Here is a 13,589-nt window from a genome sequence, read left to right on the forward strand (position 1 = left end):
AGACTCTCGGCGTGGCGAAGATCCAGCTCCGCGACCTGTGTGGTGCGCGCTCGGGCGACAAGGGCGACATCAGCGACGTCTCGCTGTTCGCCGACGACGAGGCCGCCTACGAGGCGATCCGCGCCGAGGTCACGGCCGCGCGGGTCAAGGCCCACTTCGGCGACCTGGTGCGCGGTGACGTCCTCCGCTACGAGGCCCACAACGTCTGGGCGCTGAAGTTCGTGATGCACGGCGCGCTCGGCGGCGGAGCGCCGCGCAGCCTCCGCAGCGACAACCTGGGCAAGACCCATGGCGCGTCGCTCCTGCGGATGTGGGTCGACGTCCCCGACGAGGTCGCGGCGAACGCGCGTCGCCGGCACGCGCCACTACCGGGCTGAGTCGCCCCTCGCATCCAACGGGACCGAACCGGTCCTCGTGCTTGAATGCGCGCCATGGGACAGTTGCGAGTGCGCGGTCGAGGACGCCCAGAGTCGAGTTCTGGCGCGTTCCACCGCGACGTACATGGTTGTGCTGCAGCGCTAGGAGGCACTGGGGTCGGTGACCGCCGCTCGGCCCGCGTGAACCTGGCAGCCTGTGAGCCATGAGCGAGTGGACGGCGGGTCGGTACCGGTCGCCGCGACGGCGTGGGTCGGTGCGGGGCACGGCCACCATGATCGCCACCCTCATCGTGGCCACCGCCTTCATCCCCGCCTGCCGGTCGAGCGCATCGCACCCGCAAGCCGGCGCGGCGCGGGCCGGCACGTCCGAGCCGACGCAGGCGGCCACGTCCGAACCGAGCGTGATCATCGACACCGACCTGTCTCTGTGGTGGGACGACGCCACTGCCGTCGGACTGGCCAACGTGCTGCAAGAGCGCGGCGAGGTTCGCATCCTTGGCGTCGTGTCCGATGTCCGCAACGCGGTGGCGGTCGCCGCCATCGATGCCATCGACACCGCGTATGACCACGGCGACATTCCGTTGGGCGCCGTCGCCGGGAGCGACGCGGACACCTTCTCCCACGGCTACACCGACAAGCTGGTCAGCCGGCTTCCCCACTCGGTCAAGACCAGCCACGACGTCCCCGGCGCGGTTGCCCTCTACCGGCGTCTGCTGACGAGCGCGCCCGATCACCGCGTGACCATCGTGTCGCTCGGCGGATACACGAACCTCGCCGGCCTGCTCGATTCGAAGGCCGATGCGGCGAGCCCGCTCGACGGGCGGGCACTGGTCGAGAAGAAGGTGACGCGGCTCGTGATCATGGATGGACTGTTCCCCGGTGGTGCTCCGGCGCTCACGAACCAGAAAATCGATCTCGCGGCCGCGAGCGCGGTGGTCGGCGGAGAGGGATGGCCCACGCCGATTGCCTGGGTCGACGGTTTCGGTGGGATCAACACCAAGGTCGGAGGAACGCTGTGCACGGCAGCGCCGATCGACCATCCGATGCGTGTCGTGTACGAGGCACTGTTTGGCTGTGCACCACCGGGGGACGGCAACTGGGACGCACCCGCGTTGCTGTACGCGCTCGGCGATCCGAAGGGTGTCTTCTCAGAGTTGGGTCAGGGCGGCGCAGCGGTCATCAACGCGCAGGGCGGGTTGTCGTGGGAGACCCCGTCGTCCCGCAAGCACGACGTCTATGTCCACGTGGTGGACCAACCGACCCTCAACCGGCGAATCGACGAGCTCCTCGTCGCTCGGTGACGAGCGTCCTTGCCTTCGACGCTCGTCATGGCCGGCTTCTCGTCGCGCTCATCCACCGTCGCGGTGGTTGCGCGCACCGAGAACGCAGACTTCAGGGGCGCAGGGCGCGGAGGCGGGCGACGACGCGGGGGAAGGCTTCGGTGAAGGCTGCGATGTCGGCGTCGGTGGTCGACCAACCGACGGAGAGTCGAAGCGAGCGCTCGGCGTCGACGCCCATCGCGGCAAGGACGGGGGACGGCTCGAGCGACTCCGACGAGCACGCGCTCCCCGAGTGGGCGGCGACGCCGGCCTGGTCGAGCCCGAGGAGCACGGCCTCCGCCTCCACGCCCTCGACCCCCACGCACACGAGGTGGGGCAGGCGCTCACGAGTGTCGCCGTACGCGACGACGTCGTCGACGGCCAGCGCCGCGTCGAGGATGCGCTCGGTCTGCGCGCGGGCGACCTGGCTCTCGGCTTCGAGCGTGTGCGCGTCGAGCGCGACGGCCGCGGCGCCGAACCCGGCGATGGCTGCGACGTTCTCCATCCCCGCCCTTCTCGCGCGCTCCTGCTCACCTCCGACGAGCATTGGCCGGACGCGTAGGCCCCGCCGCACGAGCAGCGCGCCCGCGCCGTGCGGGCCCCCGAGCTTGTGGGCGCTGACCGACATCAGATCGGCGCCGAGCGCGTCGAAGTCGATCGCGACGTGACCGGCGGCCTGGGCCGCGTCGACGTGGACGAGGACCCCGGAAGCGCGACACGCGGCGACCACCTCGGTCACCGGTTGCAGGGTGCCGACCTCGTGGTTTCCCCACTGCAGGTGCACGAGCGCGGTGCGACCGGGCTCGACGGCGGCCATCATCTGCTCCGGGTCGACGCGACCGGCCTCGTCGACACCGACCCACGTCACGTCGTGGCGGTCCGACGCGTCACGCACCGACGAGTGCTCGACTTCAGGGCACACGATGTGCGCACCTCGCTCCGACGCTCCCCATGTCGCGGCGTTGACGGCCTCGGTGCCGCTGCTCGTGAAGACGACCTCGCGGCCGCGGGCGCCGAGCAGCGTCGCGACCTGCTCGCGCGCCTCCTCGATGACGCCGCGGGCGATCCGTCCTTCCGTGTGCACCCGGCCCGGGTCGGCCCCGCCCCCGAGTTGGGGGAGCATCGCCTCCACCACGGAAGGACGCGCGGGCGACGTCGACGCGTGATCGAGGTAGTGCCGGGAGCTCACACGGTGGTGACGCACACGTCGTCGCCCTGGGGACGGGACGACGTGGTCTCCGGGGTGGTGTCGCCGTAGAGGCCGGCCAGCATGCCCCTCACCATCCCCCGGTCGACGGCGCAGATGAACGGGTGCTGCTGCGCGGCCGACCCGAACGGGCACTGCTCGGCGATGATGGCGAGCGACCCGCCGCGCGCTTCGGCGTGGGCCGCGAAGCCGTGGGCGGTGAACGCCTCGGCCACCGCGTGCAGCGCGGCCCGGAAGGAGCGGTGCCTCGCCTCGGGCGCCATGTCGTGGGCGAGCGAGAGGCCGTAGTCGTGGCCCACCTCCTCGGCCATCGCCTCGGCCTGCTCGGGCGGCACGAGCGCGAGCGCCCTTCCGAGCAGGACGATGAGCAGGTCGTCGCGGCGGGCGGGGAACTGGAGCTCCATCTGCTTGTTGCTGGCCCGGTAGCGCTTCGAGGGCCGGCCCGCGCCCGCGTGCACCTGGTCGACACCGACCTGCAGGTACCCGCCCGCGGCCAGCTTGTCGAGGTGGTGACGGGCCACGTTGGGGTGCAGCGCGAACCGCTCCGCGACCTCGGCTGTGGTGACGCCATCGTCCTCCTCACGGGCGAAGAGGTAGATGTCGCGGCGGGTCGGGTCGCCGAACGCGGTCGTCACCGCCGTCACCGCGGCGGAGAACGTCTCGGGCGAAAGCTGCTCACGGGAGGTGCCGGCGTCGCCCACACCGATATTCTACCTATCCGCGTAGTGGAAATGTCCCGAACGAGGAGGTGGAGGCCCCGATGCCGTTCCGGCGGGCGAGTGCGAGCGTGGGCCAGGCGCAGGTGCTCGATGCCCTGCGCCCGATCCTCGACCCGTGGTTCCGGCGCGGGATCGGCGAGCTGGGCTTCGTGCGCGACGTGCGCGTCCGCGGCGCCACCGCCACATGCGTCGTCGCGGTGCCGATCGACGGCGCAGGCGTCGACAAGCTCCTCGCCGACATGGATGCGGCGGTGTCCGCGCTCGACGGCATCGATCGCCTCGACGTCGAGTGGCAGCGGATGACCGAGCCCGAGCTCGCGGAGCTGAGGTCGCACCTGCCCGACGTCGCGATCGGCGACCCGGCATCGAAGACGCGCGTCCTCGGGATCTCGTCGGGCAAGGGGGGTGTAGGCAAGTCGTCGGTGACGGTGAACCTCGCCGTCACGCTCGCCGCCGCCGGCCACGACGTCGCCATCCTCGATGCCGACGTCTACGGGTTCTCGGTGCCAAAGATGCTCGGCATCAGCGAGCCGCCGCTCGTGATCGACAAGCTGATCGTCCCACCGGTGGCCCACGGCGTGAAGTGCATCTCCATGGGCTTCTTCGCCGATGACGACCAGCCCGTCATCTGGCGGGGGCCGATGCTGCACAAGGCGCTCGAGCAGTTCCTCACCGACGTCTATTGGGGCGAGCCCGACTACCTGCTGGTCGACATGCCCCCCGGCACCGGCGACGTCGCGTTGTCGATGGCACAGTTCACCCCCCGCTCGGAGACGTATGTCGTCACCACACCGCAACCGGCCGCGCAGCGCGTCGCCCAGCGCTCCGCGCTCATGGCGGAGAAGGTGAACCTCGAGATCAAGGGCGTGATCGAGAACATGTCGTGGTTCACCGGCGACGACGGGCGTCGCTACGAGATCTTCGGGTCGGGGGGTGGTCAACTGCTGGCCGAGCGACTCGGCGTGCCGCTCGTCGGCCAGGTGCCGCTCGTGATCCAGCTGCGTGAGGGCGGTGACTCGGGCAACCCGATCGTCGCCGCGCAACCGCACAGCGAGGTGGGGGAGGCGTTCGGGGCCATCGCCGGATGGATCGTGGGCCACGGGCCCAAGCGCATCTACCGCCGCGAGCTCACGATCCGCTGAGCCGCGGCCCGGTGCGTGGGCGCAAGCCGTACCCTCGGTGTCATGGGTGAGAAGCCGATCGGGCGCCGTGTCGCCCTGGGCGTCATCGGCGCGGGTCTCACCGGGATCGTGTTCGGCTCGCACGTGCAGGACGCGATGGAGCGGATCCTGGGTCCGATCACAGCGCGTGACGGCACCGGGCTGTCGTCGCTGTTCCCGGTGGGGCGGTTCCGCATCTACTCGGTGGTGGGGCGGCTCCCGCACCGGAGCGAGGCCGAGTACCGCCTCCATGTCGGCGGTGCGGTCCGGACGCCGCTCACCCTCACGATGGCCGATCTGCGGGCATTTCCCCCGCTCCGCCTCACCAAGGACTTCCAATGCGTCACCGGATGGCGGGTGCACGACGTGAAGTGGACGGGCGTGCGCCTCTCCGACGTGCTCGATCGTGCCGGTCTCGACGAGGAGACGGCGGGCGGGGTCGTGTTCCGCTCGTTCGACGGCGCGTACACCGAGACGCTCACGCTCGCCCAGGCGCGCCGAGACGACGTCATGGTGGCGTACGAGCTCGAGGGGAAGCCGCTCTCGTCGGCGCACGGTGGGCCGGCGCGGCTCTACGTCGGCCCGATGTACGGCTACAAGTCCTGCAAATGGCTGGAAGCGATCGACGTGGCGCACGGCACGCCCGCGCCCGGCTACTGGGAAGTGCGCGGTTACGACGTCGACGGGTGGGTTGGGCGTTCGAATGGCCGTGACGACCCGGCCGTCTGACGCGCTCGACGAGGGTCGCGTCGCGCGCTTCGACCGGGTGGAGCGCATGCTCCACTGGACGACCGCCGCCATGTTCGGCGTCCTCATGTTCACCGGAGCGGTTCTCTACGTCGGCTCGCTGTCGGCGCTGGTCGGACGGCGAGAGCTGGTGCGTGTGGTCCACGTGTGGACCGGGTTGCTGCTGCCGATCCCGTTGATCATCGCGTTGGTCGGCCCGTGGCGGCGCGCGCTCGGGGACGACGTTCGGCGGCTCAACCGATGGGACGACGACGACCGACGTTGGATGCGCTCGCTCGGGCGCGATCCGTTCGCGCGACCGGCCAAGTTCAACGCGGGACAAAAGCTGAACGCCGCCTTCGTGGCCGGCGCCGCCGTCGTGATGCTCGCGACCGGATCGGTCATGCACTGGTTCGCCCGGTTCCCCGACGACTGGCGCACGGGCGCGACCTTCGTCCACGACTGGACCGCGATCGGCCTGTTCGTCGCCATCACAGGTCATGTGGGCAAGGCGCTCGCGGACCCGGTGGCCCTGCGCGGGATGATCCGCGGCTGGGTGCCCGCGTGGTGGGCGCGCGCCAACCGGCCCCGCTGGGTGCAGGAGCCCGACGTCCGGGCCGACGAGGGCTGAGCACGCCCTACGCTGACGGGAGGATGACGTCGCCGGCTGACGCGCACGAGCTCGTGACAGCCGTCGCCGGCTACGGCCTCCCGGCCGCGGGCCCGGCCGGCCGCGGAGGACACGACCACGTCCTGGGGCCGCCCCTCGTGCGGCCGCTCGACGCCCGGCTGCCTGACGGCGTGTGGACGGCGTTGCTCGCCCACTGCCGTAGCCAGCGGGTGACCGGGTTCCTCGCCCTCGCGGTGCGCGAGGGCGCGCTTCCCACCCGGCCCGACCAGGCGAAGGAGGCGGACACCGCCCACCGCGAGGCGATGAGCACGGTGCTGGTCCTCGAGCGCCTCCTCCTGGACACCGCGGACCTCCTCACCGGGGAGGGGATCGCGGTTCGTGCGCTCAAGGGCTCGAGCGTGGCCCACCTCGACTACCCCGCGCCGGAGCTGCGGTCGTTCGGTGACGTCGACCTCCTCGTGCGCTCGGAGCAGTTCGACGACGCGGTGGCGGCCCTCGGCCGCGCCGGCCATCGACGCCGGTTCCCACAGCCGCGCCCGGGCTTCGACCGGCGGTTCAGCAAGGGCACGAGCTTCGTCACCGACATGGGCACCGAGATCGACCTGCACCGCACGTTCGTCATGGGACCGTTCGGGCTCACTATCAAGCTGGACGACCTCTGGGCGCGTGCCTCGACGTTCTGCGTCGGCGGCGTGGCGCTGTCTTCGCTCGGCCGTGAGGAGCGTTTCCTCCACACGTGCTTTCACGCCTCGCTCGGCGACAATCCGCCCCGTCTCCTCGCCCTGCGCGACGTGGCCCAGGTCGTCCTCGGTGGGCGCCTCGACCTGCACCTGGTGCGAGCGCTTGCCGCCTCGTGGCAGGCCGACGCGGTGTTGGCCCGCGCTGTCCATCTCGCGTGGCAGGCCTTCGGCCTCGACGTCGCCGGCAGTCCCCTCGCGGCGTGGGCGGTGACCTACCGGCCCGATCACCACGAACGCCGGGCGCTCGCGGCCTACACCGACCCCCACGGTGGTTACTCGGCCCGGTCCGCCGCGGCGTTGCGCGCGGTGCCCGGCGTGCGCGGCAAGGCCGCGTACCTGCGCGCGCTCGCGTTCCCCGCGCGCGACTACCTCGACCCGAGGCACCGTGGTCGCGTCGACCGGTGGCGGCACGGAGTCGCCGCCATCCTCCGACGCGAGCGCTCGGGCCCGGCACGAACGGGCCAACCATGACGTCCGTGATCCGCACGCCACCCGTTCTCTCGACCGCGCGCCTCGACGCGCTCCCGTGGGCGCACGCGTCGGGTCCTTTCCGGGCGATCGCCCACGACTTCGTGGTGCGTACCTGTGACCCCGCCCTCGGCGAGTACCTCGGAGCCGTGCTCGACCCTTTGTCCCTCGACGGACAGGCGGGCGACGGTCTCGACACCTCGCGCGCGTACTCGGTCCTCGACCGGGGGGATGTGACCAAGAACCGCTACGCGCTCTACTTCGGTCGCGAGCGGCTCGCCCTGACACCTTCGGGATCGTTCGTCGTCGCCACCTTGTTGTGGCACGTCAACCGTCGGGCAGTCGAGTCCGGTGACGGGTACGTCCTCGTCCATGCGGGCGCGGTGGAATGGGATGGGCGAGCCGTCCTGTTCCCCGCTCCGATGGAGTCGGGAAAGACGACACTCGTCGCGGGCCTCGTGCGCGCCGGCGCCCGCTATCTCAGCGACGAGGCGGCCGCCATCGATCCCGAGACCCTGCGCGTGCACCCGTTTCCGAAGTCCCTCACCGTCGGCGCCGGGTCGTGGGAGGTGCTCGCCGACCTGACGCCCGATGTCGACCCCGAGGTCACCCGTCGTTATCTCCTCACCGAGTGGCACGTCGACGCACGGACGATCCGCCCCGACGCGATCGCGCCGCCGACTGCGCCCGCGTTCGTCATCGCGCCTCGCTACGAGCGTGACGCCGGCACCGCGCTGTCGCCGATGACCCGCGCCCAAGCGGTGATGGAGATGGGGCAGAACTCGTTCAACCTGTCGCACCACGGTCGACGAGGCGTCGAGGTGCTGGCCATGGTCGCCCGCCGGTCGACGTGTCACCGGCTCGTCGTGGGTGACCTCGACGTCGCGTGTGCGCTGTTGCGCGACGTACTCTCGACGTGACATGGACGGGCACGCCAGCGAAGCGGAGGAGCCTCGGTTCCTCGCGGACCCGCCGTCCTCGTGACTCGACAAGCTGAACCGCCTCGTGTGGGCGGCCACGAGCACGTTCGATGTCGACGGCCTGTACCTGGGGGTGCGGTCCACCACGACCGCGGTCGACGACGTGCTGCGCGCCGCGCTCGCTGCGCATCTGGTCACCGACGTCGAAGCGCCTCCGAACTACTCGGTGCAGCTCGGTGAGCCGTCTGCGTCCGGCGCCGCGACCGGCTTCCACTTCCTGTACCGCAGCTCGGCGTCGGTGGTGCGCACCCGCGACGCGCGGCGCGTCGTGCGCGGCCTCCTCACCCACCTGTCGAGCCATCGCGTCGATCCCGGTTCGGGGCTGCTTCGGGTCCACGGCGTGACGTTGGTGGCCGGCGACACCGCCGTGCTCGCACCTGCGGTGCTCCGGCAATGGCCCGAGCTGATCGAGCGCCGGTTGAACGGGCACGGCTTGCGCTTCGCCGACACGCCCTGGGCGCTGGTCGATCCGACGCGGGCCGAGGTCGTGGTGCCCGAGCCCTCGCTCGAGATCGACTGGCAGGCGCTCGACCGGCTCGACGCGCTCACCGGAGGCACCGCCCGCCCCGACCCGCCGGTGGAGCCGGGACGGTATCCCCTCGTGGGCTGGGCGTTCTGGGTCGGCGCCGACGTGACCGGCCGGCTGTCGCGCGCGCAGGCGGTGATGCACGCGCTCCAGCTGACGATCGGTGCGCTCGACGGAGGCGGAGGACGCGGCGACGTGCAGCGTGCGCTGGACGGCCTCGCCGCGGTCGTGCGCGAGCTCGAGCCGGCGGCCATCGCGTGGAGCGACCCGACCGAGCTCGTGCACCCGCTGGCCGCCCTCGCGTCGAGCGCGGGCAGAGGCGGCGAGCTCGCGTGATCCAGCCCGCCGAGATCGACCGCTTCTTCGTGCCCCGGCCGCGGGCCGACGTGGCGTTCGTCGAGATCGACGGCGAAGCGGTGATCGCCGCGCCCGAGGGCGACGACGGGCGGCTGCTCATCCACTGGCTCAACCCGATCGGGACGATCGTCTGGCAGTGCTTCGATGGCGCGGCGTCGCTCGACGAGCTCATCGCCGACCTCGTCGACGCGTTCGGAGCCGACCCCGACGTCGTCGCCCACGACGTCGTCGAGCTCTCACGCGCACTCGGTCGGACCGGCCTGCTCGACGGCGTGACCGCCCAGCTCTCTCTCGGCCGCGCGGGTGGCGACGGGTACGAGCCCGAAGGGTTGCCGCAGGGGTCGGAGGTCCCGCGGTTCTCGCGTCGCGACCTCGACGGCCGCGACGTCGAGCTCGCGGACCTGCGGGGGCGCCGGCTGGTGCTGGTCAACTGGAGCCCGTCGTGCGGGTTCTGCTCCTCGATCGCGACCGAGCTGGCGTCGCTCCACGCCGACCTGCACGCTCAGGACACGGAGCTCGTGCTGTTGGCCTTCGGATCGGCGGACGACAACCGGTCGCTGCTGCGCGATGCCGCGCTGTCCTGCACCGTGCTGCTGCAGGGCGACGACGCGGTCGACCTCTTCCGCGGTCTGGGCACCCCCTGCGCCTATCTCGTCGACGAGCACGGGCTGATCGCGTCGGCGCTCGCAGTCGGCGCGAACCAGGTTCCTGCACTCGCGCGGCTCGCGGCCGGCCACGCCGGCCGGTGAGGAGAGCCGGCCACGCCGGCCGGTGAGCTCGCCACGGGAATGACGCCACTCGTATGCTGGAGGGGCACGCGAGGCGAGGGGACCGGCATGCATGCCGAAGGTGTGGCGCGACGCGAGGTGCTCAAGCGGCTCGGTGTCGCGGCGGGCGTGGCCTGGGCGGCGCCGGTGCTCACCACCGTGCACATGCCGGCGAGCGCCGCCAATGTCGGTACGCCCAACCCGCAGCAGTGCGCGGGCGCGACGTGCGCGTCGTTCACGCCGTGCTCGACCAACATCGATTGTGTGTGCGGGAGCGTCGTGGGGGGCGGTGGTCTGTGCATTCCGGGCAGCACGGCGTGCGAGTCGCTCCCGCCCTGCGAGAACCTCGTCTGCCCGTCGGGAAGCGTCTGCAGCGTGGACAGCTGCTGCGGCGACCCGGTGTGCGTCCCGGTGAGCCTTGCCGCCCAGTGTCCGCCGATCTCCGCGCAGCAGACGGCGTCGGCCGCGCGCGTGCACGCGGGCGCCGGCACGTTCGGCGGCTAGCTCAACCAGTGCCGCCGCGCTCAGGCGGACGACGGTGCGAACGCGCCCAACGTGTCGCGCGTGAGCGCGTGATGTGGAGGTAGCTCGACCAGGCGCACGAGTTGTTGTGAGGCCCGCGTGCAGAGCTCGCTGTACGCGGGCACGGTCTCGCCGGTGAACAGTGTCGGCTGGGGCTCCTGGAGCGCGAGCAGCCCGATGCCGCCGTCGCCGTCACCGATGACGACGCCCTGATGCTCCTCGAGCAGGCCCACCGCCTCGGTGATGCGCGCCGCGCCGAGGTCGGGCACGTTGAGCCCGATGACGACGCTGCCCTCGTAGCCCAGGTCGATCCCCTGCTGGAACGCCCGCGCGTAGCGCTCGCCGGGCGACGCTCCGAGTTGAGGCCAGAGCCGGAAGCCCAGGGCGCGGGGCGTGAGGCTCGACTCCGCGTCGGGCGGGTGCACGAGCAGGACCCGGCCGACGCCGGCCACCTGACGCACCGTGTCGAGCGTGGCCGAGAGGAGCCGGAGGGCAACGGCGGGATCGTCGGTGAGGCCGGGGACGCCGTATGCAGGGTCGTCCGCCAGCACCATCAGGGCTGGTCGCACAACGCCGCAACCTAGCAAACGGCGCGCGGTGGGCTAGAACGGGGACACCTCGTCGTCGCCGGACGTGAGGCACTACGACGTTCAGCCGGCACGACGTTCAGCCGGCACAGACGCTTGGACCGATCGGGAGGAGCAGACGTGGAAGTTCGGATCGGCGTGATCTACACGGCGAAGGAGATCGAGGTGGAGGTGACCGACGAGACCGATCGCGACGAGTTGGTGCGAGCGGTCGAGGCGTCGGTCGCGCAGGGGAGCGGCATGCTGTGGCTGACCGACCGTCGCGGCCGCAGGGTCGGCGTGCCCGCCGACAAGCTGGCCTACGTGGACATCGGCGCGGTCGCCGGCGAGCGGCGGGTGGGCTTCGCCGCCCTGTGAGCAAATCCCTGCTCGACCGCCGGCTCGTGTTCGTCACGGGGAAGGGCGGCGTCGGCAAGAGCACCATCGCCGCGGGGCTGGCGTTGCTGGCGACGCAGCGAGGCAAGCGCACGCTCGTCTGCGAGGTCGATGCCAAGGGCAACCTGGCCGACTTCTACGAGACGTCGCGCACCCGCTTCAAGCCCCGCGAGATACAGCCCGGTCTGTTCGCGATGTCGATGGACACCGAGGCATCGCTGCAGGAGTACCTGCGCCTGCAGCTCAAGCTGCCGGCGGTCGCGCGCATCGGGCCGCTCGCGCGCGCGTTCGAGTTCGTCGCCACGGCCGCGCCCGGGGTCAAGGAGATCCTCACGACCGGCAAGCTGTGCTGGGAGGTCCGCGAGCGCCATTACGACCTGGTCGTGGTCGATGCCGCGCCGACCGGTCACATCATCGGCCAGCTGGCGGCGCCGCAAGCCATCAACGAGCTCGTGAAGGTGGGCCTGGTGCGCCAGCAGACGGGCTGGCTCATGGACATCCTCAGCGACCCCGTCACCACCGGGCTGGTGATCGTCACGACGCCCGAGGAGATGCCGGTCAACGAGACCATCGAGCTGTCCGGGCGGGTGCGCGAGGAGACCGACGTGGACCTGGCCGCCATCGTCGTCAACCGGGTGCTGCCCGAGCTGTTCAGCCACTCGGAGGAGGAGCTCTTCGAGCACCTGCGTGAGCCCGCCATGGTCGCGAGCCTCGGCGAGGTGGCCCGCGGCCCGGTCGAACCGATCCTCGACGCGGCGCGCCTGGCGGTCACGCTGCGCCGCACGCGTGCGAGCCACCTCGATCACCTGCGCGCGTCGGTCGACCCCGACCTGCCGCTGTTGTACGTTCCCTATCTGTTCACTCGCAGCCACGGGCTGCGGGCAACGCACCAGGTGGCAGACGCGCTCGCCGCGGAGCTGGGCTTCTAGTGCCCAGGCGTCAGAGCTCCGAGCGGGCGCGAACGCTCGAGCAGTTGCTGGCCGCCAAGGAGATCGTCATCTGCTGCGGGTCGGGTGGCGTCGGCAAGACGACCACGGCCGCGTCCGCCGCGGCGATGGCCGCCACGTCGCTCGGCGGCAAGGTCCTGGTGCTGACCGTCGACCCCGCCCGCCGCCTGGCCAACGCGCTGGGCCTCGAGGGCTTCGGCAACGTCGAGACGCTGGTGTCGCCTGAGGCGTTCAAGCAGGCGGAAGTCGACCCGCGCGGTGAGCTGTGGGCGGCGATGCTCGACACCAAGCAGTCGTGGGACGCCCTGGTGCTCCGCCACGCACCCGACGAGATCACCGCCCGCCGCATCCTCGAGAACCCGCTCTACCAGAACGTGTCGGGACGCTTCGTGCAGAGCCACGAGTACATCGCCATGGAGCGCCTGTACGAGATCCACACCGGTGGCACGTACGACCTGATCGTCGTCGACACGCCACCCACCCGCAACGCCATCGACTTCCTCGAGGCGCCGGAGCGCATGGCCGACTTCTTCAGCAGCCGGCTGCTCCGCTGGCTCACCGTGCCCGCCCGCTCGCGTGTCATGAACTTCGCGACCCGTCCCTTCTACCAGATGGCCGACCGGATCCTGGGGTCGCAGTTCCTCGAGGACATCGCCGAGTTCTTCCTGCTCTTCCAGACGATGTACAAGGGCTTCGTCGAACGGGCCGAGGCCGTCACCCGTCTCCTCCACGACCGGCGCACGACGTTTCTGGTGGTGACCACGCTCGAGGCGGCGCCGCTGCACGAAGCCGAGTTCTTCATCTCCGCCCTCGCGGGCAAGGGCTACCACCTGGGTGCGCTCGTGCTCAACAAGGTGCTGCCCGCATACCTCCTCGACGCGGACGCGGCGCGCGTGGCCGAGCGCTTCTGCGCCGAGGGGCCGGTGCTGGCCGAGCAGCTGGGCTCCCGCGAACCGAGCTCCGATCTGGGCGACCGCGCGCTCGTGGCGCGCGTCCTCACGGAGATCGGCGAGAGCTACCGCAACTTCGGTGTCGTGGCCAAGCGCGAGACCGAGCAGCGGGCGGAGCTGGCGTCTGTGCCCGACGTGGTGGCCACCGTGCCCTACTTCGAGACCGACATCTACGACCTCGGCGGCCTGCTCCGGCTGGGCGAGTCCATCTGGAAGTAGGCCGGTGGCCGT

General features: G+C 71.3%; 15 protein-coding genes. 12 read left to right on the forward strand and 3 right to left on the reverse strand.

What is annotated here, in order from left to right; all coding sequences use genetic code 11:
- Positions 1-11 precede the first annotated feature (11 nt).
- Complete coding sequence (locus E6G06_04460) at positions 12-377, forward strand: hypothetical protein (GenBank protein TML93001.1); 366 nt, start codon at positions 12-14, stop codon at positions 375-377.
- Positions 378-580: 203 nt separating this feature from the next.
- The gene (locus E6G06_04465) at positions 581-1,678 is read left to right on the forward strand and encodes a hypothetical protein (protein TML93002.1); all 1,098 of its coding nucleotides are present in this window, start codon (positions 581-583) and stop codon (positions 1,676-1,678) included.
- A gap of 91 nt (positions 1,679-1,769) precedes the next feature.
- Here the strand turns inward: E6G06_04465 and E6G06_04470 are convergent, their stop codons facing one another.
- Positions 1,770-3,038, reverse strand: a complete 1,269-nt coding sequence (locus E6G06_04470; protein TML93003.1) for a cysteine desulfurase — start codon at positions 3,036-3,038, stop codon at positions 1,770-1,772.
- On the reverse strand, positions 2,882-3,610 hold the full coding sequence (locus tag E6G06_04475) for a hypothetical protein (protein ID TML93004.1): 729 nt from the start codon (positions 3,608-3,610) through the stop codon (positions 2,882-2,884). Before E6G06_04475 ends, E6G06_04470 begins: the two co-directional genes overlap by 157 nt.
- A 53-nt stretch (positions 3,611-3,663) precedes the next feature.
- Here E6G06_04475 and E6G06_04480 point away from each other — a divergent pair, with 53 nt between their 5' ends.
- The 7 genes from E6G06_04480 (at position 3,664) to E6G06_04510 (ending at position 10,481) form a co-directional block, all read left to right on the forward strand.
- Positions 3,664-4,764 carry an Mrp/NBP35 family ATP-binding protein gene (locus tag E6G06_04480; protein ID TML93005.1) on the forward strand — a complete coding sequence of 367 codons (1,101 nt, stop codon included), beginning with the start codon at positions 3,664-3,666 and terminating at the stop codon, positions 4,762-4,764.
- Between the two features lie 57 nt (positions 4,765-4,821).
- Positions 4,822-5,511, forward strand: coding sequence for an oxidoreductase (locus tag E6G06_04485; GenBank protein TML93048.1), 690 nt, complete (start codon positions 4,822-4,824; stop codon positions 5,509-5,511).
- Complete coding sequence (locus tag E6G06_04490) at positions 5,486-6,139, forward strand: formate dehydrogenase (protein TML93006.1); 654 nt, start codon at positions 5,486-5,488, stop codon at positions 6,137-6,139. Before E6G06_04485 ends, E6G06_04490 begins: the two co-directional genes overlap by 26 nt.
- A 23-nt stretch (positions 6,140-6,162) precedes the next feature.
- Positions 6,163-7,350 (forward strand): nucleotidyltransferase family protein, encoded by a 1,188-nt coding sequence (locus E6G06_04495; GenBank protein TML93007.1) that lies wholly within the window; start codon positions 6,163-6,165, stop codon positions 7,348-7,350.
- The gene (locus tag E6G06_04500) at positions 7,347-8,267 is read left to right on the forward strand and encodes a hypothetical protein (protein TML93008.1); all 921 of its coding nucleotides are present in this window, start codon (positions 7,347-7,349) and stop codon (positions 8,265-8,267) included. Before E6G06_04495 ends, E6G06_04500 begins: the two co-directional genes overlap by 4 nt.
- Before the next feature lie 453 nt (positions 8,268-8,720).
- On the forward strand, positions 8,721-9,959 hold the full coding sequence (locus tag E6G06_04505) for a redoxin domain-containing protein (protein ID TML93009.1): 1,239 nt from the start codon (positions 8,721-8,723) through the stop codon (positions 9,957-9,959).
- Positions 9,960-10,046: 87 nt separating this feature from the next.
- Positions 10,047-10,481 carry a hypothetical protein gene (locus tag E6G06_04510; protein TML93010.1) on the forward strand — a complete coding sequence of 145 codons (435 nt, stop codon included), beginning with the start codon at positions 10,047-10,049 and terminating at the stop codon, positions 10,479-10,481.
- Between the two features lie 20 nt (positions 10,482-10,501).
- On the opposite strand, the gene E6G06_04515 is transcribed toward E6G06_04510, so the two are convergent.
- Positions 10,502-11,068 carry a DUF2064 domain-containing protein gene (locus E6G06_04515; GenBank protein ID TML93011.1) on the reverse strand — a complete coding sequence of 189 codons (567 nt, stop codon included), beginning with the start codon at positions 11,066-11,068 and terminating at the stop codon, positions 10,502-10,504.
- Positions 11,069-11,206: 138 nt separating this feature from the next.
- On the opposite strand from E6G06_04515, the gene E6G06_04520 reads away from it, so the two are divergent.
- From E6G06_04520 to E6G06_04530, 3 genes are read left to right on the forward strand one after another with little or no spacing between them, the layout of a single operon-like run.
- Positions 11,207-11,443, forward strand: a complete 237-nt coding sequence (locus tag E6G06_04520) for a DUF3107 domain-containing protein (GenBank protein ID TML93012.1) — start codon at positions 11,207-11,209, stop codon at positions 11,441-11,443.
- Positions 11,440-12,390, forward strand: coding sequence for an ArsA family ATPase (locus E6G06_04525; GenBank protein ID TML93013.1), 951 nt, complete (start codon positions 11,440-11,442; stop codon positions 12,388-12,390). Before E6G06_04520 ends, E6G06_04525 begins: the two co-directional genes overlap by 4 nt.
- A complete protein-coding gene (locus E6G06_04530; GenBank protein ID TML93014.1) occupies positions 12,390-13,577 on the forward strand; it encodes an ArsA family ATPase in 1,188 nt (395 codons plus the stop codon). Before E6G06_04525 ends, E6G06_04530 begins: the two co-directional genes overlap by 1 nt.
- Positions 13,578-13,589: the final 12 nt, after the last annotated feature.

Source organism: Actinomycetota bacterium (assembly GCA_005888325.1).
Lineage (GTDB): Bacteria > Actinomycetota > Acidimicrobiia > Acidimicrobiales > AC-14 > AC-14.

What these genes read in the sequence shown, in the direction of transcription:
- E6G06_04505 (TML93009.1), top strand. Translation starts at nt 8,721, where the DNA reads ATGGCCCGAGCTGATCGAGCGCCGGTTGAACGGGCACGGCTTGCGCTT.
- E6G06_04480 (TML93005.1), top strand. Translation starts at nt 3,664, where the DNA reads ATGCCGTTCCGGCGGGCGAGTGCGAGCGTGGGCCAGGCGCAGGTGCTC.
- E6G06_04490 (TML93006.1), top strand. Translation starts at nt 5,486, where the DNA reads ATGGCCGTGACGACCCGGCCGTCTGACGCGCTCGACGAGGGTCGCGTC.
- E6G06_04465 (TML93002.1), top strand. Translation starts at nt 581, where the DNA reads ATGAGCGAGTGGACGGCGGGTCGGTACCGGTCGCCGCGACGGCGTGGG.
- E6G06_04495 (TML93007.1), top strand. Translation starts at nt 6,163, where the DNA reads ATGACGTCGCCGGCTGACGCGCACGAGCTCGTGACAGCCGTCGCCGGC.
- E6G06_04500 (TML93008.1), top strand. Translation starts at nt 7,347, where the DNA reads ATGACGTCCGTGATCCGCACGCCACCCGTTCTCTCGACCGCGCGCCTC.
- E6G06_04510 (TML93010.1), top strand. Translation starts at nt 10,047, where the DNA reads ATGCATGCCGAAGGTGTGGCGCGACGCGAGGTGCTCAAGCGGCTCGGT.